This is a genomic window from Corynebacterium accolens (assembly GCF_023520795.1).
GTDB classification, from domain to species: Bacteria; Actinomycetota; Actinomycetes; order Mycobacteriales; family Mycobacteriaceae; genus Corynebacterium; species Corynebacterium accolens.
In genome coordinates this window covers 1,832,322-1,853,941 of the sequence record NZ_CP046605.1, presented here as the reverse complement: position 1 = coordinate 1,853,941, position 21,620 = coordinate 1,832,322, and the positions used below count along the sequence as shown (strand labels likewise).

Annotated in this window: 20 protein-coding genes; 14 read left to right on the top strand and 6 right to left on the bottom strand. The window is 59.0% G+C overall.

What is annotated here, in order from left to right:
- Positions 1-34 precede the first annotated feature (34 nt).
- Entirely contained in the window at positions 35-1,921 is a 1,887-nt protein-coding gene (locus CACC_RS08815) for an ABC transporter ATP-binding protein (RefSeq protein WP_005278060.1), read from the bottom strand.
- Between the two features lie 167 nt (positions 1,922-2,088).
- Here CACC_RS08815 and CACC_RS08810 point away from each other — a divergent pair, with 167 nt between their 5' ends.
- Together CACC_RS08810 and idi are read left to right on the top strand one after the other, a co-directional pair.
- On the top strand, positions 2,089-2,637 hold the full coding sequence (locus CACC_RS08810; RefSeq protein WP_050755821.1) for a hypothetical protein: 549 nt from the start codon (positions 2,089-2,091) through the stop codon (positions 2,635-2,637).
- Complete coding sequence (gene idi, locus CACC_RS08805) at positions 2,634-3,185, top strand: isopentenyl-diphosphate Delta-isomerase (protein WP_005278064.1); 552 nt, start codon at positions 2,634-2,636, stop codon at positions 3,183-3,185. Before CACC_RS08810 ends, idi begins: the two co-directional genes overlap by 4 nt.
- A 3-nt stretch (positions 3,186-3,188) precedes the next feature.
- On the opposite strand, the gene CACC_RS08800 is transcribed toward idi, so the two are convergent.
- On the bottom strand, positions 3,189-4,451 hold the full coding sequence (locus CACC_RS08800; protein ID WP_005278066.1) for a carboxylesterase family protein: 1,263 nt from the start codon (positions 4,449-4,451) through the stop codon (positions 3,189-3,191).
- A 38-nt stretch (positions 4,452-4,489) separates the two neighbouring features.
- On the opposite strand from CACC_RS08800, the gene CACC_RS08795 reads away from it, so the two are divergent.
- The 4 genes from CACC_RS08795 to CACC_RS08780 all read left to right on the top strand — a co-directional run bounded on the left by CACC_RS08795 (position 4,490) and on the right by CACC_RS08780 (position 7,850).
- Positions 4,490-4,693, top strand: a complete 204-nt coding sequence (locus tag CACC_RS08795) for a hypothetical protein (RefSeq protein ID WP_005278067.1) — start codon at positions 4,490-4,492, stop codon at positions 4,691-4,693.
- Positions 4,686-4,961, top strand: coding sequence for a hypothetical protein (locus CACC_RS08790; protein ID WP_005278068.1), 276 nt, complete (start codon positions 4,686-4,688; stop codon positions 4,959-4,961). The genes CACC_RS08795 and CACC_RS08790 overlap by 8 nt, the downstream gene beginning before the upstream one ends.
- Before the next feature lie 151 nt (positions 4,962-5,112).
- A complete protein-coding gene (locus CACC_RS08785) occupies positions 5,113-6,945 on the top strand; it encodes an AMP-dependent synthetase/ligase (protein ID WP_005278069.1) in 1,833 nt (610 codons plus the stop codon).
- Positions 6,946-7,169: 224 nt separating this feature from the next.
- On the top strand, positions 7,170-7,850 hold the full coding sequence (locus tag CACC_RS08780; RefSeq protein ID WP_005278077.1) for a hypothetical protein: 681 nt from the start codon (positions 7,170-7,172) through the stop codon (positions 7,848-7,850).
- Between the two features lie 139 nt (positions 7,851-7,989).
- Here CACC_RS08780 and CACC_RS08775 read toward each other — a convergent pair whose 3' ends face one another.
- The 4 genes from CACC_RS08775 to CACC_RS08760 all read right to left on the bottom strand — a co-directional run bounded on the left by CACC_RS08775 (position 7,990) and on the right by CACC_RS08760 (position 12,812).
- On the bottom strand, positions 7,990-8,940 hold the full coding sequence (locus CACC_RS08775) for a hypothetical protein (RefSeq protein WP_005278079.1): 951 nt from the start codon (positions 8,938-8,940) through the stop codon (positions 7,990-7,992).
- Between the two features lie 164 nt (positions 8,941-9,104).
- On the bottom strand, positions 9,105-10,259 hold the full coding sequence (locus tag CACC_RS08770; RefSeq protein WP_005278081.1) for an ATP-binding protein: 1,155 nt from the start codon (positions 10,257-10,259) through the stop codon (positions 9,105-9,107).
- 106 nt (positions 10,260-10,365) lie between these two features.
- Positions 10,366-11,424: a CNNM domain-containing protein gene (locus CACC_RS08765; protein ID WP_005278083.1), complete on the bottom strand. Its 1,059-nt coding sequence runs from the start codon at positions 11,422-11,424 to the stop codon at positions 10,366-10,368.
- Positions 11,424-12,812: a hemolysin family protein gene (locus CACC_RS08760; protein WP_005278085.1), complete on the bottom strand. Its 1,389-nt coding sequence runs from the start codon at positions 12,810-12,812 to the stop codon at positions 11,424-11,426. Before CACC_RS08760 ends, CACC_RS08765 begins: the two co-directional genes overlap by 1 nt.
- 149 nt (positions 12,813-12,961) lie before the next feature.
- Here CACC_RS08760 and hemW point away from each other — a divergent pair, with 149 nt between their 5' ends.
- The 8 genes from hemW (at position 12,962) to CACC_RS08720 (ending at position 20,946) form a co-directional block, all read left to right on the top strand.
- Positions 12,962-14,101, top strand: coding sequence for a radical SAM family heme chaperone HemW (gene hemW / locus CACC_RS08755; RefSeq protein WP_005278087.1), 1,140 nt, complete (start codon positions 12,962-12,964; stop codon positions 14,099-14,101).
- Between the two features lie 164 nt (positions 14,102-14,265).
- Positions 14,266-15,306, top strand: coding sequence for a heat-inducible transcriptional repressor HrcA (gene hrcA / locus CACC_RS08750; protein WP_005278089.1), 1,041 nt, complete (start codon positions 14,266-14,268; stop codon positions 15,304-15,306).
- Positions 15,307-15,387: 81 nt separating this feature from the next.
- Complete coding sequence (gene dnaJ / locus CACC_RS08745) at positions 15,388-16,548, top strand: molecular chaperone DnaJ (RefSeq protein ID WP_005278092.1); 1,161 nt, start codon at positions 15,388-15,390, stop codon at positions 16,546-16,548.
- Positions 16,548-17,291, top strand: a complete 744-nt coding sequence (locus tag CACC_RS08740; RefSeq protein ID WP_005278094.1) for a 16S rRNA (uracil(1498)-N(3))-methyltransferase — start codon at positions 16,548-16,550, stop codon at positions 17,289-17,291. Before dnaJ ends, CACC_RS08740 begins: the two co-directional genes overlap by 1 nt.
- Before the next feature lie 10 nt (positions 17,292-17,301).
- Positions 17,302-18,279 (top strand): PhoH family protein, encoded by a 978-nt coding sequence (locus tag CACC_RS08735; protein WP_005278096.1) that lies wholly within the window; start codon positions 17,302-17,304, stop codon positions 18,277-18,279.
- Positions 18,280-18,900 carry an rRNA maturation RNase YbeY gene (ybeY, locus tag CACC_RS08730; protein WP_005278097.1) on the top strand — a complete coding sequence of 207 codons (621 nt, stop codon included), beginning with the start codon at positions 18,280-18,282 and terminating at the stop codon, positions 18,898-18,900. It abuts the gene before it with no gap.
- A 51-nt stretch (positions 18,901-18,951) separates the two neighbouring features.
- Positions 18,952-19,800: a pyridoxal kinase PdxY gene (gene pdxY, locus CACC_RS08725; RefSeq protein ID WP_005278098.1), complete on the top strand. Its 849-nt coding sequence runs from the start codon at positions 18,952-18,954 to the stop codon at positions 19,798-19,800.
- Between the two features lie 126 nt (positions 19,801-19,926).
- Positions 19,927-20,946, top strand: coding sequence for a formamidase (locus tag CACC_RS08720; protein ID WP_035108414.1), 1,020 nt, complete (start codon positions 19,927-19,929; stop codon positions 20,944-20,946).
- Positions 20,947-21,620: the final 674 nt, after the last annotated feature.

The following is a 21,620-nucleotide window of genomic DNA, read 5'->3' as shown; positions in this document are numbered from 1 at the left end:
GCTTAACGCTTTAAGCGCAGCAGTCCCAGTGGATTTATTCACTTTCTTCGCCGTGCTCGCTGCGGGAATTGGCCCCGGTGACAAAGCCGTACTTTTTCAGCCGGCGGCGGTCCGCCGCGGAGCTGGATTGGGTGAGCTTGAGTAGCTCGGCATAGATACCGCCGGATTGCGCGAGCTCAGCGGGCGAGCCCATTTCATCAATCCTTCCTGCCTCGAGGGTGATGATGGTATCGACATCCGCGATGGTGGATAGGCGGTGCGCGATAATCAGCGTGGTCCGATCCTTCATCAGCTCATCCAGGCCGGCTTGGACGGCGCGCTCGGCCTTGGTATCAAGCGCGGAGGTGGCTTCATCGAGCACTAAGATAGGGGCATCTTTCAACATGGCGCGCGCGACGGATACGCGCTGTTTCTGCCCGCCGGAAAGTTTTAGCCCGCGCTCACCGATGACCGTGTCATAACCATCCGGGAAGGCCTCAATGAAGTCATGGGCATTGGCGCGCTTGGCGACGTCTACGATTTCTTCCTCCGTGGCCCCAGGCTTGCCATAGGCAATATTGTCGCGGATGGTGCCCGAAAAGAGGTAAGACTCTTGGAAAACCACGCCAACAGAGGCGCGCAAGCGAGACGCAGTGAGGTCATCGACGCGGTGGCCCAACACATCGAGGTGACCAGCCGAGGGGTGATACAGGCCCAGCAGCAGGTTGACCAGGGTGGATTTACCGCCGCCCGATTCACCCACGAGCGCGACCTTCTGGCCCTCGTGCGCGCTAAAGGAGATATTTGTAACGACGGGCTTTCCTTCTTCATAGGCAAAGGAAACATCATCAAAGGCAAAGACCGGCGCGCCGGGCGTGGGCTCCAATGGGGTAATAGGGGTGAGGTTGAGCTCGGGGGTGCCGGAGTCCGTGATGGCGGCGACCAGCTCGCGCGAGGCGGTGGGCTCTAGGTCTTCTTCCATGACCTTGAAGTAGTCGCGCGAGCCGGCGATAGCGCGCTGGGCCGTATCGATCATCCAGCTCATCATGAATACGGGCTGTTTGGCCATGGTGACCATTTGCAAGAGCATGACCATATCGCCGATGGAAAAGTGGCCTTCGAGGGTGCGCCAGAAAATGACCGCGTAGATGCCCAAAAAGATTATGGCCATGGCGATGCCGCGGAAGGTATCCATCATGTGCCACCAGCGCGACTGCGGCCGCGTGGTATCGACCACGGTGTCATAGCGCTGGGCAAAATGGTCCAACTCGCGGGATTCGGCGACGAAGGACTTGGTGACCTTGACCTGGCCTATGACCTCAGCAAACCGGCCATTGGCTTGGTCGATGTTTTCGTTTTTAATGGCCTCAAATTTTTGCCAGCGCTTCGAGGTCAGCGCGGTTAGCCACATATAAATGGGGAAAAGCAGCGCCAATAAGATGGTCAGCGGCCAGTAGTACCAGGCGGTAATGGCCAATACCGCGATGGTCTGGATGATCATCGTGAAGAAGTTATTGGCAAAGGACTGGATAAACTGCGTGATATTCGCAATGGAGCGATCCAGCCGGGCGATGATGGTGCCGGTGACCTGATTATCGTAATAGCCCTGCGGCAGCGCCAAGAGCTTGGCAAAGTAGCGGTTGGATAAAATCTGGCGCAAGCGCGAGACCATGACATCGCCGATGTAGCTGCCGACATTGCGGAATAAGGCATTGGCGGCATCGGCAAGGAAGAGGGCGAGGGTGAGGAAGAGGACGGCACGCAGGGCATCGCCAAGCGGCTCGCTTGTTTGGAGCGCCTCAACGATGATGTCGGTGGCTTCCCTGGTGAAAAAGGGTGAAATCAACGCAAGGACGGCGGTGACCGTCGCTGCGAGCAACACGCCGAGATAATAGGGCCACAGGGCAGAAGCGCTGCGGGTAATGCGTACGAGGGATTTCATAGAGGGTTGCTCAATTCAAAGACGCGTGGAGGGAGAGTACCTAAAAGAGACAGTCCAGTATGCCACACGCCACGGCGCGCAGCCCAGATGCATACCTTGGGCGGGCTTTCGGCTAAGGTATCTGTGCAGAAATAAAGTTATCTTCGCGTGCAAAGGATCCATCCACGGTGAAAATTTCTCACACTTTAGGCGCAGGCGTGGTCAGCCTTCTCGCCGTGACCCTGGCCGGATGCAGCATTCTCCAGCCGGAAGAGACCGGTTTGGGGGACAATATCACCGTCTCCAGCTCGGAAGAAAAGCCTTATCAGGCAGAAGACACCGACGATAAGGAAGTTACTTCCAACCTGGCGAGCCCTGTCAAGGATGCCGGCCTCGGTGTTAGCTGGGAGCTGCAGGGAGTGTATACGGATAGTAATTCCGGCGGCTCCGTGGTGACCATCTTGCTCAAGAATGAAAACGAAATGGCCCTGCCTACCGATGCCTTCGACGACCCCGTCCTCGAGCGCGCCGACGGCAATGGCGGCTGGTCTAAGGTGCAAGCCCTGCCCTATGACGAAAACTCCGCGCCCGGCGTAGAACCACCGGGGCTGGATCACCCGCTGGGTGCGGGCGCCTCGGTTAACCTGCAATACCGCTACGATGTCGCGCCGGGCAACCTCTGGAATGCCCGCCTGCACATTGGAAACGTCACCTGGGTGGGGGATCTAAACCTATGACGGAACGGGTAGTCCTGGCGGGTGCCGATGGAAAGGCCATTGGTACTGCCCTCAAATCCGAGGTGCATACTACCGACACCGCCTTGCACTTCGCCTTTTCCGCGTGGGTTACCTGCCAAGGAAAGGTGCTCATCACCCGCCGGGCGCTGGGCAAGCAAACCTGGCCTGGCGTGTGGACCAATTCCTTCTGCGGGCATCCTGGTCCGGGGGAGGCGACTGCCGATGCCGTTATGCGCCGCGCCGAATTCGAGCTAGGCATTCCCGCGGATGCGTTATCCAACTTGCGCGTGGTGCTGCCGAACTTTTCCTACCGTGCGGTGGATTCTTCCGGCTTGGTGGAAAACGAAATCTGCCCCGTCTACTGCGTAGAGCTCGACTCCCAAGCGCAGTGGCAGCCGAACCCGGACGAGGTCGACTCCTGGGAATGGGTCGATCCCGCCCAACTTATCGCCGCGGCCGATGCCGTGCCAGCGGTATTTAGCCCGTGGATGTGCGAGGAACTGGCGGAAGCCGAATTGCGCACGGCGCTTCAGTCTTTAGCGCAGTAGCAATTAGTCCTCCTCATAAAACGCCGCCGCCACGTAATCCAAGGTGGCATAGGCGATGCGCCGATCCCCGGTATCCAAATCAAATTCGAGCACGCGGTGGTCGCTGCCATAGTTGGGGAAACCCGGCTCGCCTGTGGTGGCGAAGTGGCAGAGCCACTCGTTCAGCTCGCAGTCTGTACCGAAGAGCGGGTAGAGCTCATCGCAGTGCAGCGCCGGCTTAAGCTTCCTCGTAAATTCCATCATCCAGGTCGGCCCCGGTGCGCCAGAGGCCACCTGCGCCGTCCAGCGGCGAACGAGGGAATCGCCGATCATCCGGCCCATGAGGCGGTCCGGGTCCACGTACTGCGCGAGCTGGCGCCATTGCGTGTAGCGCCCGTGCGGGAAGCCGAAGCGCTGGGACAGGTAGTTACAAATGAACTTGCCCAGGGCCATATTATCGATGCGCTTGCCGGCCGGGAGATCGTAAAATTCATCCCGGGTGGAGCTCACCACGATGGGGATATCCGCCAATTCGGATGCCTGCATCGGCGCCGGGCCGAGGGCCAAGTCATAGCGGTGCTTCTTGCGGAACTTTTTATAGCCCTTTTCCAATGCCTCGGGCGAGAGCGATTCCAAAGCGCTTTGTTCGATGGGCACTGAGAGGTACCTGTGCAATCCCGCCACGCGCTGCTCAAAGGTATCGCGCGGATAGGCAGGCGATAGGGCGAGGACGCGCCGGAAAGCGCCGCGGTAGTGATCGCGCCGGGCAAGCCACAGGCTTATCGCTGCACCGGCGGATTGGCCCACCAGGGTGATATTCGTTTTATCCCCGCCAAAGGACTCGATATTGTCCTGCAACCATTCCAAAGCCAGCACGCAGTCATCGATGCCGCGGTAGCGGTCCGCTTCATCGTCGGCAAAGCGGGCGAACCCGGCCAGGCCCACGCGGTAGCCCACCTGGACCTGGATGATGCCCTTGCGGGCCGTTACCGTGCCTGGCACCCGCTCGTCCTCATGCGAGCCGCCTTCAAAGCTTCCACCATGGATATAGACCACCACGGGGCAATCCGCCGCGTTTTCCGGGGCAGTGATGCTGAGCGCTACCTCATCCGGTTTTGGTGTGCGCGCATCCTGGTCGAGGGGCTCATCCAGCGGCCGCGCCGGGGAAAAGCGGCTAGGGATTTCGCAAAAGCGCAGCGAATGAAAGTAGGAGAGGCCATCGCGGCTAAAGCCGGTGATGCGTCCAGATGGGGTGGCAATGGTGACGGGTATCTGTGCGCTCGACATACCTGCCAGATTACCGTGGGGCAGTAATATAAGGACCCATGGAGTGGTTGACTGACGTGAGCAGCGCATTTTCGCAGTTCCTGGTGCAGGCGCCCGTGTGGGTACAGATGATCATCGTGGTCATCATCGTGGTTCCCATCATGATTGGCCTGGCCTGGTGCCTGATGTGGGCCGTGGACCGCAGTGCCGTCCTAATTTCCCAGTTTCGCAATCGCGGCACTACAGTAAAAGACCATGGCTGAACAACATTCGGAGGGCGCGGGCGATAACGCAGCGAGCGGCGACGTGCCCAGCGCCAGCTCGGATAGGATCCAGCCGGTCGATCCCCGCGAAGGCCTGTGGGATCCAGAGCGCAAAAAGGATGAGCGCGCTGCAAACCCGCCGGTTGTCGGCGCCTCTCAGCCCGTTCGCCGCAAGCGCGCCCTGCCCAAATCCCGGGTCTCGCTCACGCTGTGGTCCATGATTGCGCTAGTTCTCATCGTTGCGCTCATCGGCAGCCTGTGGCCCTAGTGCGGATTGGTGGTTTGCTCCAATAAATGGGGCACTGTGGTGTTATAAACCCTGAACAATTACAGCTTCGATCGTGGGTAAAACGCGTTGATACACCAACCGGTTGGTACAGTAGGCAGAGATTATTATTAGCTGTGCGAAAGGATATCGCGTGACCCTGCAACAAGTGCACACCCCGGCGGAATTTACCATTGAGCCGGGGGAGACCTGCCTCACCGCCCTGATGGATACCGCGAAGAAGCGCCCGCACGGCGTCATGTTTACCCGCCCAGCTAATTATGAGTGGGTCAATGTCACCGGTAAAGAGTTTATCGATGAGGTCTTTGAAGTAGCCCAAGGCTTAATCGCGCTAGGCGTGGAGCAGGGAGATCGCATCGCCCTGATTTCTGCTACCCGTTACGAATGGTCCCTGCTGGACTATGCCATCTGGGCCGCCGGTGCGGCATCGGTTCCGGTTTATCCTTCCTCGTCTGCCTCCCAGGTGCGCTGGATTATCGAGGATTCCGGGGCGGTGCTGGCGATTACCGAAACCCGTGAGCACTCCGAATTAGTAGAAAACTTGGTCCTGCAAGACGATGGGGAACCGAATTTGAAGGGCTCACCATCGCAGCTGCGGCGCGTATTAGAGATTAATTCCTCCGCCATCGATACCTTGAAATTCGAAGGCCGCAGCGTTGGCACCGACGAGGTGTCTGCCCGCATCGCCGCCACCAATACCGATGACCTGGCCTCCTTGGTTTATACCTCCGGCACCACCGGCCGCCCGAAGGGCTGCATCCTGACGCACCGGAACTGGCTCTCGGAAGCTAGGGCGCTGACCACCAACCCTATCGGTGTCTTCGCCGTGCCGGGCAGCCATACGCTGACATTTTTGCCCTTGGCCCACGTCTTTTCCCGCGCCGTATCGATTGCCGTGGCCCTTCGCGGTGCCTCGCAGAACCACTGGTCCGATTTTTCCACCATCTCCATCGAGTTCGCCCGCTCTCGACCCAACGTCATTTTGGGCGTGCCGCGCGTATTTGAAAAGGTCCGCAACTCCGCGGCCTCGAAGGCGGCGGATTCTGGCATCAAGAGCTTCCTTTTTGAGCAATCCGAAAAGATCGCCATCGAATACTCCAAGGCACTCGATACGCCGGACGGCCCAGACCGCCTGCTGAAAATTAAGCACAAGCTCTTTGACAAGCTGGTGTATTCCACCATTCGCCAGGGCGTGGGCGGCAATGTTCGGTACTGCATTACCGGCGGCTCCGCGATGGGCCACGATCTGTTGCACTGGTTCCGCGGCATCGGCGTGCCCATCTATGAAGGCTACGGCCTGACTGAGACCGCCGCGGCCGCTGCCGTGGACTACGTGGACCAATCTATTGGTACCGTCGGCCCGCCTCTTGGCGGGGTTACCCTGCGCATCAACGATGACGGCGAAGTCTGCATCAAGGGAGGCATGGTCTTCGAAGGGTACTGGAATGACCCCGAGGCCACGGAGGAAGCCTTTGAAGACGGCTGGTACAACACCGGTGACTTGGGCGAAATCGACGATGATGGCAAGCTCACGATCACCGGCCGCAAGAAGGACCTGATTGTTACCGCGGGTGGCAAGAATGTCTCGCCAGGCCCGATGGAGGACATCCTGCGCGGCCACCCGCTGATTTCGCAGGCCATGGTCGTAGGCGATGGCAAGCCGTTCGTGGGAGCGCTTATCACCCTGGACCCGGACATCCTCAAGCGGTGGAAGCTGGACCACAATATCCCAGAAAACCGCTCCATGGACGATATCGCTACCGATGCCACCTTGCGCGCCGAGGTGCAAGACGCCGTCAACAAGGTCAACTCCACGGTGTCCCACGCGGAGGGCATTAAGAAGTTCTACATCCTAGAAAGCGACCTCACCGAGGATGAAAATGAGCTCACGCCAACGATGAAGGTCAAGCGCAACGTGGTGGCGCAGCGCTATGCCAGCGCCATCGAGCACATCTACAAGCGCTAGAAAACGGCGAAACGGGTACACCCGGGGATTTTATTCCTCGGGTGTTTAGTTTCTTGCAGGTCACAATGGCGCAAGCGCGAACCTGCCATAAACCTGTGAAACGCTTCGGAGTGTCGCACTCTCGCGGTAGACGATCTGGCATAGAGTCATGAGTCGTCGCCGAAAACCTCAACCTCTACTAGAGGTTAGAAAATGAAAACCGCGGAAGGAGTGGCTCGAAGCCTATGCAGAAGATCGCCGCCGAGCTGCGTCACCGCGAGCTCACCCAGGAGATTTACAATATCGGCGACGAAGTCGCGGAATACCTCGAGCACCTCATCGAAGCAATCGAGGATTGGGATGAGGAACTGTCCATGGATTGCCTGGCAGAACTCGGCGATATCGTCGACGATGCCCGCGTGGACTCGGGGCGCTGCGTGGGTGAGCTAATTGGGCTTCGCCAAGCGCTAGTATCCGGCGTGCGTTCGGGAACCATTTCTGCCGCTCCTTCTGGAGCAAATGATGCGGAGGAGCCGGAGCAGCTCACCCCGCGCCTGTTAGATGAGCGCTATCCCATTGCCAAGCCCATCGTCGTGCATGAATTGGCAGAAGCACTGCGCCAACGCACGCAGGCGGTAGCAGATTACCTGCGTGAAGTCGTGGACTACGTGCTGGCGCAAACCGATGCCGTCGCCCGCAACCTCGACATGGTCTCCCTGCCGCACCTGTATAAGTGCACAGGGGAATCCGCGCTCATCGCCGTGCAGGCGTGGAAGCACACCGTGCTCGATACGCACCCGGCGTACGTGCGCTCCATGCGCGGCCATAATCCGCCGCAATTCCTAGAAGAACGCGCCCGCATTGCCGCGGTCGTAGAAAAAGTCCGCGCCAAGCGCGAGGCAGCCCGCCGGGCCACAACTGCATAGATCCTTTAGACTTCCTTGCTTAAAGCAAGGGAATTTTAGCGGCCACCGAGATTCCCTCTCTCGGTGGCCGTCGCATTTTTAGATGGCCACCCTGCGTGGACTAGAACCTTGCGTGGGTTCATCTTTAGCGTTGGATGGCTCAGTTGTGGGACTGCTGGGAGCGTATAGCGTTCTGGCGCGCGGAGATAGTGGCCGTGACCTCAGAAATAAAGCGCTCCGGGTGCTGAACTAACTGCGGCGGGCAGCACCGTATGACGGTAAAGCCGGCATCGCGCAGGCGCTTGTCGCGGGACCGCTCAGCGTGGTCCCGCGGCTTCGTTGGTGCCGCGGTGGATGGGGCATCGGCAAGCGGCTGTATGGAGGTGGTAGTGTCATTGCCCGGTTCGGTGATGTCGATGACGTAGGTCTTATTGATGCACAGCTGCGCGGTGATGCCGGGCAGGGCGGTGTAGTGGACCTCGAAAAACATCGGCCAGGGAAAATCCGCCTGGATGAGGAGGGCACGGGCAAAGGAAGCATAGGGGGAAGGGGAGGCGGCGCAGCTGTGGTGGATAACTTCTCGCACGATGGCGCTATTGCGCACCCTGCCCATCTGGGCGAATTCCTGCCTAAGAGCTTTCTTCGTAATTCCTGCGCGCAGGGCGGAGTCAGCAGCAATGAGACCTTCGCGAAAACCGTGGAACCGGGCAATATCGATCACCGCCCGGGCCGGAGAAACGGTGCGGGCGCCGTGTACCAGCAATGGCTCGGGTAATTTCGTTTTGCGGTACATGCGTTCTGGATGGCGCCGGTCCTTATGAGGCAAAGAGTTATGGGGAAGGGCCATTTCCACCTTTTCTTCGGCGGAGGCAAGCACCCATAGCCCGTGGAGGCGGGCGGCGGATTTGGAAATGAGTACTGCGGTATAAGCACTGCGGGCGGCGGCAATGGCACGCAGACGCAGCTGGGCAGGTAGGGGTAGGCTGCGGTAATGATCACGGTGCACCGCGATGCGGGGTGCGAGTTTAAGATAGGTGCCGTTATTGAGGTCGTGCCAGAAGGTGGGATGGTTGTTCCGGATGGACGGAATATTAGTTAGTGCTTGGTTCATGCCTTCGAGCACATACGAGGAGCACGATGCCCGCTACCGAAACGCGTGCCGACTGTGGAGTTCTTGTTGAATCTTCACTAAGTGTGAATCATGATGCCCCAGTGGCGCCACGAGCTTAAGTTATCCACACCCGCGCTAAGGATGGGTTGCGTGACTGAACTCGATTAGTACGAATCGATGACCAAGCTAGCTGCATGCTCGCGCAAGTAGTCTCGAAGGTAGGGCAAGGCAAAGTCTACTTGGCCACTGGCTGGTATTTCGATTAGTTCCGAGTCAAGCAAGCGGCGCCGGTAGTTGGATGCATATTGCGAGCTTTTTCCTAGGCGGGCCGTGATATCACTCATGGATGAGGGGCCATTGTCTTGAGCCATATGGAGCAGGAATGTCCGATCGATGGGGGAAAGCTCCGCTAGGGCGGGCTCATGGACGAGCTGCCCTAGCTTTCGTCGCGCTTTGGAAATGCCTTCCTGCGCAGCTTCCACCGAAATCGTATTGTTTGTTCGGTGGCGGAAAGCCCATAGGCCGACAAGCTGAATCATAAAGGGGTATCCCTGGCAAGCGGTTACGGCAGAATTCAGCGCGTCCGAGTCCCAATTAACCTCTGTTTCTTCTACGGGAGCATTGAGTGCCTTCCGCACGTCCGTATCCGGCACTCGGTCCAATTCAATGCGGTTCGCACGGCGAAGAAAAGTGACAGGGTTAGAGCCATCTTGGCTGGCCAAAAGTGTTTTGATCGAGGAGGGATTCCCCGCCATGGCTACGGCGATATTTTCCCCTTCTCGCACGAGGTGCTGGATGGTAGCGCCAAAATCAATTACTTCATTGCTGCGCTGGTGGTGCATTTCATCCAAAGTAATGAGCATCCCGGTGGGATCGCTGTGGGAAATGCGGTCTAGTTCCCGCTGCGCATGGAGGAGGTCTTTCAAGGCCCTTCTTAAGGGGTAGGTTTCCGCGGATAGTGTTCTTGGATCCCATTCCATGCCGATGTCCAATTGGAAAAGGTGCAGGTTGAAACCTTTTAGCGCTGTCCAGTTGAGGTGAAGGGTATTAATAATTTCAGCACGGAGCCGTTCCGCAAAACCGGCAGATGCCGTGTCATTAAGGATGCGCCACCCGCGATCTGACGCGGTGTTTTTGAAGGCATTGAGCAATACCGTCTTGCCGATACCGCGCGGACCCACGACGAGGGAAATGCGTTCATGGGATCCGGGGCCATCGTCCAAAGCATAAGCAAACTCCTCGATGGAGTCTTTACGGCCAGCCAGGTAGGGAGGCGTGGCCCCAAGCGTAGCGGTAAACGGATTCTTCCGGTTGGTCATAGCCTTAGTGTAAACACCGCGCTTGTGTACGCTTGTTTATCTTTTGAATTTTGTTTATAAAACTACTAGGCGCCGAACCAAGGGGTTGGTTGGTTCGGCGAGACAGTTATACCGCTGGGGGAGGGGTGACCTTGTCCAGCTGCTCGGTAATCTGCGGCCACAGCTGGCCCATGATGTCATCCCAGGTAAGGATCCACACGGCCTTGTCCTTATCCGCCTTGCCCACGACGACGAGCTGTTCATTGCGGGAGCGCATGTGATCCAGCGTCTTTTGCACGGTGGTGGCAGAAGAGACGGAAATCGGGGCGCGGGAGAATTCGAGGACTGGGGTATCGGGATCCGCCATGAGGGTATCGCGCACGTGCACCACGCGGGGGACGCGGGAATCCTTGGGGAAGACGAGCACGCGCATGATGTTTTTGCGCAGGACGAGCTCTTGAAGTTGTTCCACCGTGGCATCGGAAGGAAGCGGCACTACCTCGGAGCCGTGGGCGCGCGCCATGGAGCCCACCGTGGAGTTCTCCAGCTCGATGACATCGGAAATCTGATTGGCGGAATTATCGTCAAGCGCGCCCGTCTCACGGGAGTGCTCGACCAAGGTGCGCAGCGTTTCGGCGTCGTAGCCGGCGGCACCGGCGCGATCCACCGGTTCCTCGCCCGTCATGGCCACCAATTTATTGGCCATTGTGTTAATCCACTTCAGCAGTGGGCGGAAAACCCACACGAACCCGCGGGCGGGAATGGCAATGACCTGCAGGGCGGATTCTGGGTGGGCGATGGCCCACGATTTGGGCGCCATTTCACCCAGTACCAGGTGCAGGAAGGTGACGATAAATAGGGCGAGGATGAAGCTGGCGACATCGGCAATGCCCAGCGGCAGGCCAAGGGCCTCCAGCGGGGTCATCAAAAGGTGATGCACCCAAGGCTTGGTCACGGCACCGAGGACGAAGGTGGCGGCGGTGATGCCTAATTGCGCGCCCGCCAGCATGATGGTCAGCTCATTAAGCGAGCGCAGCCCGGCGCGGGCGGTGCGCGAGGATTCCGCGTTTTCTTCCAGCCGGTTGCGGCGCGAACCCATGAGGGAAAACTCGATGACCACGAAGAAGCCGGATGCGGCGATGATGAGTAGCGTGACGATGAGGTTGAACCACCACGTATCGGTCATTATGCCTCCTCCTCTTCGTCGTCGCTATCATGAACGTAGTCCTCAATAAGTTCGATGGCCAGGGAGGATGGCACGTGGCGGTCCACGTCATCCACGCGCATGCGGATGGAGCGGGTGGGTGCTTCATCCTGATCCACCCAGTCATCCGGCTCTGCCTCCAAGGCGATGGTGTGGACCTCACCTACCTCTGGCAGGGCGCCGGCGTGCGCAATAAGTAGTCCAGCGATGGTTTCAAAATCACCCTCTGGAAGATCGTGGCCAATGGCGCGCTCGATCTCATCCAGCGGCGTATCGCCATCGACCAGCCAGTGGGATTCGTCCTGCTCGGTGATTTCTTCGGTTTCCTCGAAATCGTGCTCATCGGTGACATCGCCAAGAATCTCCTCGGCCAGGTCTTCCATGGTGACGATGCCGACGAATCCGCCGTACTCGTCGATGACGCAGGCTAGCTTTTGTTCCTCGCCGCGTAGCTCATCGACGACATCGGGAAGCGGCATAAGCTCCGGAACCACCAGGGGCTCGCGCATGATGGTGGTGGCGCTGGTGGCGGGAGGAAGATCGGAGCCCAAGACATCGAAAAGATGGACCACGCCGATGGGATTGTGCTCGTCATCGATGACGGGGTAGCGCGTGTGGTTTTCGGACATCAATTCGCGGACCTCACCCAAGGTGGTGCTGGGGTCGATCACATCCACGCGGGAGCGGGGAATCATGGCGTGCTCGACGTCGTGTTCGGGAAAGTCAAGCAAACGGTCCAAAACCATGTACGTGTCCTCATCCAAAACGCCGGTTTCGTGCGAGGAATCGACGATGGACTCGAGGTCATCGGCAGTAGCAGAAGAATCGACATCTTCTACCGGCTCGATACGGAATAGCTTCAAAATCGCATTGGAGGAGTATTCGAAAAAGCGGATGAGCCAGCCGAAAATGCGCAGGTACCACTGGGTGGAGGCGGCTAGGCGCAGCGCCGTTTTCATGGGCGCGGCGATGGTGTAGTTCTTGGGGAAAAGCTCCGCAAAGAGCATCGTGGCGACGGTGGAAATGAAAAGCGCCGCGATGGTGCCGATAGCCACGGATACGCCGGTGGGAATGCCCACGCCGCCAAGCAGCACGCCAAGGCCTTGTCCCACCAGGGGCTCTGCCACATAACCAATCAACAGCCCTGTAATGGTGATGCCGAGCTGTGCACCGGAGAGCATGAAAGAGGTGCGCTTGGTGATGTCGAGCGCGCGCTGGGCGGATTTATCACCTTCAGCAGCCATGGACCGCAATTGGGTGCGGTCCACGGACATGAATGAAAACTCTTGCGCCACGAAGTAGGCATTCGCGACGATGATGAGCCCGATGACGATAAAGCCTGCCAGGATCATCGCAATAGCCGATAACATGATTTACTCCCCACCGCCTATAAGGTGGCGGGGACATCGACTGGGAGGCTCCACTGAAGGTACCTTTCTATACGCGGGAAGTTGGCAATATACTACATGTTTAACACCCATTTCGGCCATTTTGTTCCCCGCCTATTAGGGTTTGATTCATGACTGAACCATTCGGGCTGTATATCCACGTTCCTTTTTGCGCCACCCGCTGCGGGTATTGCGATTTCAATACCTATACCCCCGGCGAGTTGGGCAGCCCGCGGGATCTCACCGGCCCTTACCTCGATGCCTTGGACAAGGAGCTGGAGATGGCGGCTGGCCGCGTGGGGCGCACCGCGGATACCGTTTTCATCGGCGGCGGCACGCCCTCGCTCTTGGGTGGCCAAGGCTTAAGCCGCATCCTGGATACGGTGCGTTCCACCTTTGGGCTTAGCCCAGACGCTGAGGTCACCACCGAGTCCAACCCGGAGTCCACCTCGCCGGAGTACTTTGCCGCGCTTGCCGATGCCGGCTTTAACCGCATCAGCCTCGGCATGCAGTCCGCCTCGCATAGCGTGCTCCAGGTACTCGAGCGCGCCCACACCCCCGGGCGCGCCTTCGACGCCGCGCGCGAGGCCCGGGAGGCAGGCTTCCAGCACGTCAACCTCGACATGATCTATGGCACGCCCACCGAAACCGACGATAACGTCCGCGAGACCTTGGACCGCGTGCTCGAAACCGGCGTCGACCACGTCAGCGCGTACTCACTCATCGTGGAAGACGGCACCCGTATGGCCCGCAAGGTGAATAAAGGACTGCTGCCCGCCCCCGATGAAGACGTGCTGGCCCGGCGTTATGAAATGATTTCATCGACCCTCGAGGATGCTGGCTTCGAGTGGTACGAGGTCTCTAATTGGTCGCTGCCTGGCGGCGAATGCGAGCACAACCGCATCTACTGGGTGGACGGCAATTGGTGGGGAGCAGGACCCGGTGCGCACTCCCACTTAGGTGACGAGCGGTTCTTCAACGTCAAGCACCCCAACCGCTATATCCAAACGCTAGGAAACGGTGAGCTGCCCATTAAAGACAGCGAAACTCTGACGAGCCCCGATCGGCACATGGAAAAGGTGATGCTAGGCCTGCGCCTGCGCGAGGGTATCCCAGAAGCCTGGCTCGGTTCCCACGCCGCCCCGGCGCTGAAGGGCTTTATCGACCGCGGCCTGCTCGAGCGCGCCGGCCAGCGCGTGCGCGTGACCAAACCTGGGCGCCTGCTTGCCGATGGCATCGTCTCAGATCTCCTCATCGCCGAAGAGTCCTAGCCGCCGTCAGAAATTCCTTATATATCCCTCTGAACCAGCAAAACCCTTTATTCGGGCTTATTCTTGTTAGACTTTTAAGATCGGCACTGGATTTACGCTGTATTTATAGAGAGACGCCGACACATCGACGGAAACTAACCCGCAGAGAATAGGAGCGCTGAGAAGTGTCCACCTCAACTGATGCCCGCCGCAAGGAGGTCCTGCGGGCCATCGTTGCGGATTACATTGCCTCCCAGGAACCCGTGGGTTCCAAAACGCTGGTAGAGCGCTACCGGCTGGGCGTTTCTTCTGCGACCATCCGCAATGACATGGCCGTGCTGGAATCGCAGGGGCTGATTTCGCAGCAGCATGCCAGTTCCGGGCGCGTTCCCACGCAGCAGGGCTACCGGCAGTTCGTTGATTCTCTCCACGAGGTTAAGCCGCTTTCTACCCCTGAGCGCAAGGCGATGCTGAACTTCTTGGAAGGCGGGGTAGACCTCGAAGATGTCCTGCGCCGCTCCGTGCAGCTGTTGGCACAGGTCACTGAGCAGGCGGCCGTGGTGCAGCTGCCCAATTTGAAGGTCTCGCGCGTCAAGCACTGCGAGGTCGTCACGCTATCTCCGGTGCGGGTGCTGCTGGTGCTGATTACGGATAACGGCCGCGTGGATCAGCGCAACGTGGAACTAGATGAGGTCATTGACCAGGATCAGACGTATCGCCTTCGGGACATCGTCAATAATGCGTTGGTGGGCAAGACGCTTACTGATGCCTCCGTGGAGCTCGCCCACCTCGTCGATGACGCCCCGCTGGGTATTCGCCGCCACGTGCTCAAGGTGGCGACCACGCTCATTGAAACCTTGGTGGAGCAGCCTTCCGATCGCTTGATTTTGGCGGGGACTTCGAATCTCACCCGCGTCGCGCGCGAATTCCCGGAAGGACTGCCCAAAATTATCGAGGCCTTGGAAGAGCAAGTCGTCGTGTTGAAATTGCTGGCACGCGTACCGGACCTGGGCAATGTTTCCGTGGTGATCGGCGACGAAAATGAAGAGGATCAACTGCGCGATGCCTCCGTCGTTGCCGCCGGGTATGGTTTTGGAACCGGGGGACAGGCGGCTACGCTTGGCGGCCTTGGCGTGGTGGGGCCGACCTTTATGGACTATTCGGGAACAATCTCTAAGGTCTCTGCTGTTGCACAATACGTGAGTGAAATTTTGGCCGGCGAGTAGTGCGAGTAGACTAGCCGGTCGCTACATAAATTTTTGCAAGGTAATACCAACAAGACGATCGAGTAAGGAATATCTCTAACAGTGGCTCGTGACTATTACGGCATCCTCGGTGTTGATAAGGACGCAACGGACCAGGAAATTAAGAAGGCGTACCGCAAACTGGCCCGCAAGTATCACCCGGATGTGAACCCGGATGATGAGGCAGCGGCGGAGAAATTTCGCGAGGCCTCGGTTGCCCAGGAAGTTTTGCTGGATCCGCAAAAGCGCCAGATCGTCGATATGGGCGGCGATCCCATGGAGCAAGGCGGCGGTGGCGCTGGCGCCGGTGCCGGCGGATTTAGCGGCTTCGGAGGCGGTGGCTTGGGCGATATCTTCGCCGAGTTCTTCGGCGGTGGCGCTGGCGGCGGATCCCGCGGGCCTAAGTCGCGCGTGCAGCCCGGCAACGATGCCCTCCTGCGCACCCGGATTACCCTGGAAGAGGCTTATACCGGCCTGAAGAAGAAGGTCACCGTCGATACCGCGGTGCTGTGTGATTCCTGCGGCGGTACCGGCTCAAGCTCCAAGTCCAAGCCCGTCACCTGCGATAATTGCAACGGCATGGGCGAAATCCAGGAGATGCAGCGCAGCTTCTTGGGCAATGTGATGACCACCCGCCCGTGCCCGAAGTGCCAGGGCTTTGGCGAGATCATTGAGGATCCCTGCAACCAGTGCGCCGGCGACGGACGCGTGAAAAAGCGCCGCGACCTTACGGTCTCTATCCCGGCCGGCATCAACGATGGCATGCGCATCCGCATGGCCTCCCAGGGTGAGGTCGGCCACGGCGGTGGCCCTGCAGGTGACCTCTACGTGGAGGTGCACACCCAGGAACACGAGGTCTTCCAGCGCAATGCGGATGACCTGAACGTTACCGTGCACGTGCCGATGATCGATGCTGCCCTGGGCACCAACTTCACCATTGACCAGCTCAACGGCGAAGAGCTCACCATCGATATCGAGCCGGGCACCCAGCCGGGCGAGTCCATCAAGGTCGAAGGCGCGGGCATGCCACGCTTGCGCACCGATGGTTACGGCAGCCTGTTTGCCCACGTGGACGTGGTCGTCCCCAAGGATCTGGACCGCAAGAGCCGCGAGGCGCTGGAAAAGATCCGCAATACCCGCGATGAGGGCGCCCGCGTGCGCACCGCCAGCGACGGGCAGGAAGACTCCTTCTTTACCCGCCTGCGCGATAAGTTCCGCCGCTAATGTCGCTGCCCGTCTTCATCCACCCGGATCTCTCCGCCGCCCAGGCCGGAGACGCCATCACGCTGTCTGGGCCTGAGGCGCGCCACGCCGTGACGGTCAAGCGGATGCAGCAGGGGGAGAAGCTGGCGCTTATCGATGGCACCGGTATCCGCCTTACCCTCACTGTCACCGAGACCTCGGGCAAGGACCACTTAACCGGTACCGTAGACTCTGTCACCCACCTACCGGAGCCGCATCCGCGGGTTACCGTGGTGCAGGCGATTCCTAAATCAGAGCGCGCCGAGCTAGCCGTTGACCTGGCTACACAGGCCGGGGCGGATGAGATCATCGCCTGGCAGGCGGATCGCTGCGTGGCCAAGTGGGACGGGAAGAAGGCGCCGAAGGCCGTTGCGAAGTGGCAGGCCGCGGCCGAAGCGGCCGCAAAGCAATCCCGACGAGACCGCATCCCGCAGGTGCGCGGCCCGCTGACCACCCGCCAATTGGTTGCGGAACTGGCAGAGCGCGCAGAATCGGCGAGCGTATTAGTCCTGCACGAGGAAGCCACCGAATCCATCCGGGAGGTGGGCTTGCACGGCGAGGTCTTCCTCTTGGTCGGCCCCGAGGGCGGCATCGGGGAAGAAGAGCTGACAACACTGCGCGAGGCCGGGGCCGTTGCCATCAAATTGGGCCCGGAGGTTTTGCGCACCGCCAGCGCGGCGATGGTGGCCTTGGCGGCTATCGGCATGCGGACTGAGCGCTGGTAGCCTATTAGACGTGCCTATCATCACCAAGAAATGTGAGATCGATTCCGCGTATGTCAGCAGCGTTTTGGGCAGCGCGGACGATAACCTTCGCGTGCTTAATGACCGCCTCGATGCGGACCTTTTTGCTCGCGGCAATATTGTCACCGTCACCGGCCCCGATTACGAGGTAGCCCGCGCGGCGAAGATCCTCGATGAGCTCGAGGCCATCGCTAGACGGGGCCATGCCGTATCTACCGATACGGTCAAGCACACCATGGACATGGTCGCTGTAGAGGCGCCGCAGTCGGTGGCAGCGGCGATGGCGGCGGACATCGTCAAGCGCCGCGGCAAGTCCATCCGCCCTAAGACCGTGGGGCAATCCGAATATGTGCAGGCCATCGATAATAATACGGTGGTCTTTGGCATTGGCCCGGCTGGTTCAGGCAAGACCTACCTGGCGGTGGCGAAGGCCGTGCAGGCGCTGCAAAATAAGCAGGTCTCGCGCATTATTCTTACCCGTCCGGCGGTTGAGGCGGGCGAAAACCTGGGCTTTTTGCCGGGCACGCTCAATGACAAGATCGACCCGTACCTGCGCCCGCTCTATGACGCGCTGCGGGACATGCTCGATCCAGAGATGATCCCCAAGCTCATGGATGCCGGCATCATCGAGGTCGCCCCGCTGGCGTATATGCGCGGGCGCACGCTCAATGATGCTTTCGTCATCCTCGATGAGGCGCAAAACACCACGCCGGCGCAGATGAAGATGTTTTTGACCCGCCTGGGCTTTGGTTCCACCATAGTGGTCACCGGCGATATCTCTCAGGTGGATCTCCCGCGCGGCCAGGTTTCCGGCCTGCGCATTGTGCGGCGGATTCTCAATAACGTGGACGATATCCACTTTGCGGATCTCAGCGCCCAAGACGTGGTGCGCCACCAGCTGGTGGGCCGCATCGTGGATGCTTATGATTCCTTTGATAATAAAAACGCCGCGGAAAACGAGGGGGAATAAGTGAGTATCGAATTTCTCAATGAGTCGGGTTTTGATGGCGTCAACGAGGAGATGCTGATCGATGTCGCCTCTTATACCTTCGGCGCAATGGACATCAATCCCGCTGCAGAATGCACCATTACCTGCGTGGACCTGAAATCCATCGAGGATCTGCACATCCGCTGGATGGATCTAGAGGGCCCTACCGATGTGATGAGTTTTCCCATGGACGAGCTCACTCCCGGCGCCACTTCTGGTGGCGGGCGCCCCGATGCCGCCGATCCGGGACCTGCCATGCTTGGCGATATCGTCTTATGCCCCGAGTTCGCCCTGCGACAGGCCGATGCCGCCGGACATTCGCTCGGCCACGAGCTCGCGCTATTGACGGTGCACGGCTGCCTGCACTTGCTGGGCTACGATCACGCCACCGCGGCGGAGGAAAAGGAAATGTTTGCCCGGCAGAATGAACTGCTGGCGGATTGGTACGATGACCTCGCCGCACGCGGGAAAAGCTACCAGCCAAAGCCCTCGGGCCCGAAGGCCTTTCCGGATGCTGCCGAGCGAGCACGCCTTGATGAGCAAGTGCCTGGTGGCGGAATTCCTGCCATCGGAGAACCACGCGACGAGGAACCCCAAGAATAATTTCGCCCATTCCTTTGTCTCTGTGCATAAGCAGTAGCACAATGGATAGCTATGACTATCCTTTCCATCCAGTCTCATGTCACCTACGGCCATGTGGGAAATTCCGCGGCCGTCTTTCCCCTCCAGCGCGCCGGCCACGAGGTGTGGCCCGTGCACACGGTGAATTTTTCCAACCACACCGGATACGGTGACTGGGTCGGGCCGATGATTCCGGCCAGTGATGTCACGTCGATCATCGATGGCATCGAAAAGCGCGGTGCTTTTGAAGGCATCGACGCCATTCTTTCCGGTTACCAGGGCGGCTCCGACATTGCCGATGCCATCGTGGACACCGTTCGCCGCATCAAGGCCGTCAACCCCAAGGCGCTCTATGCTTGCGACCCCGTGATGGGTAATGCGAAGTCGGGTTGCTTCGTTTCCGATGACATTCCGCCGCTGCTGCGCGACCGCGTGGTGCCGGTTGCCGATATCATCACTCCTAACCAATTTGAGCTGGGCTATCTGACCGATACCGAGGTCAGCACCTTGGACCAGACCTTGGCGGCGGTGAAGAAGGCGCAGGAAATGGGGCCGAAGACGGTACTGGTTACCTCCGTAAAGCGCCCGGAAACCCCTGCGGATCAGATTGAGATGCTCGCCGTCGACGGTGAGCGCGCTTTCTTGCTCTCGACCCCGCTGTTGCCGTTTAAGCGCAACGGCTCCGGCGACGTGACCGCCGCGCTGTTTACCGGCCACTACGTTGAAACCCATGACGTTAAAGAAGCGCTGCGCCGCACCGCATCTTCCGTCTACGAGCTTCTGCGCACCACGTATGAAGCCGAATCCACCGAGCTGCAGCTCATTCAGGCCCAAGACGCTTTCGCCCACCCGAGCATGCAATTCCAGGCCGAGGAGCTCTAAAGCTGTCTCCCAGAGGGGATGCGTCTGCAATCTGAGACAAGAGCGTCGTTTTTCTAGTGGATACGTGATGTTCGCCATATAAAGTGATAGGTGTAACTTAATCGACGACGTGATTGGAGTCCCGTCTTGTCCAGCACCGGAAGCATCAGCGCATCCCCCGACGGCCTGTTGATGGCCCTTATCCAATACCCAGTTCCCGTAGTCAATACCCCAGAAGACGTTCAGGCAAACGTCGATGAAATCTGCCGCATGGTTGCCTCGACCAAGGCAGGCTACCCAGACTTGGATCTCATCGTCTTTCCGGAATACTCCTCTTCGGGGCTGAACACCAAGATTTGGTCCTACGATGAATTCCTCATTGGGCTCGATGACCCCAAGGTGGATCAGTACAAGCAGGCTTGTAAGGATAACGACGTCTGGGGCGTCTTCTCCATCATGGAACCCAACCACGAAGAGGGGAAGCCCCCGTTCAACACGGCGATTATCATCAACTCCGATGGCGAGATTGCGCTGCACTACCGCAAGCTGCAGCCATGGGCCCCCATCGAGCCGTGGTACCCGGGCGACTTGGGGATGCCGGTATGCGATGGCCCGAAGGGGTCCAAGCTCGCGGTCAATATCTGCCACGATGGCATGTTCCCCGAGCTCGCCCGCGAAGCAGCGTATAAGGGAGCCAATGTTTATATCCGTATCTCGGGCTATTCCACCCAGACCCAAGACCAGTGGGTGATGACCAACAAGACCAACGCCTTCCAGAACCTCATGTACACGGCATCGGTGAACTTGGCGGGCTATGACCAAGTCTTCTACTACTTCGGTGAAGGCAATGTTTGCAACTACGACGGCCACATGATTTCTGAGGGTCACCGCAACCCGGGCGAAATCGTCACTGCAGAGGTATTCCCAGCGCTGGCTGATAAGGCGCGCATCAACTGGGGCCTCGAAAACAACATCTTCAACCTGGGCAATCGCGGCTACGTTGGCTACCCAGGCGGAAAGACCGAAAACTACCTCACCTGGGTAGAAGATCTGGCCAAGGGCGAGTACAAACTACCGTGGTCCGATGATGTCCGCATCAAGGACGGCTGGAAGTACTACCCGGACGGACCGCAGCTAGGCCCGCTTCCGGATGAATTCAAGAAATAGGCGCCTGGCTAAATCTCTTAGCTATTGAAGGCCCCGCCCCTCGTACATTTTGAGGGAGCGGGGCCTTCGGGCTGTTGTTGAACCGATCGAAAGCGCAAAAGGTCAACGTCTTCGGGTATATCTGAACGCGATTTGCAATATCTCAGGCGCGAATTTGCTCAGTTGTTGCAGTGGACCTATAGCATCTGCGAAAAGGTAGGCGGGATACAGCTTCGAGGCACCGCTCTAGAGTCCTTCTCCTTGTGCCTGCGAGGGTGTCTCTGCAAAAGAACCTTCGTCATAGAATTCTGGTGAGGCTCCACCCTGCGGTGGTCCCGAATATGGAGCGCCGCCATTGCAGAGTTCGGACCACTCGTCTGGATAAAGCAAGTGCCCATTAATACCACCGCATACCGCTTCCGCGCGCACGGAACGCTGGAGTGCAGGGGTATTGCACAGTTCGGTTTGGTGCGAAGAGCCATCAGAAAATCTCCCGACTGCGCCAAGGCCCATTTCGCAGTACAGCAGCTCTGGCTCAGGGGTGGCTGCCTGCGGTTGTGTGCCTAACTCTTCAGTTGTTACTTGAGTTTCTGGTTCTGCTGGGGTTTCGGAGGTGGGCTCTTGCGTGGTGGCTTGTGCAACGCTGCTCGAAGAGGAGGCACTGGGTGAGCTGGATGATGAACTAGTAGAAGTAC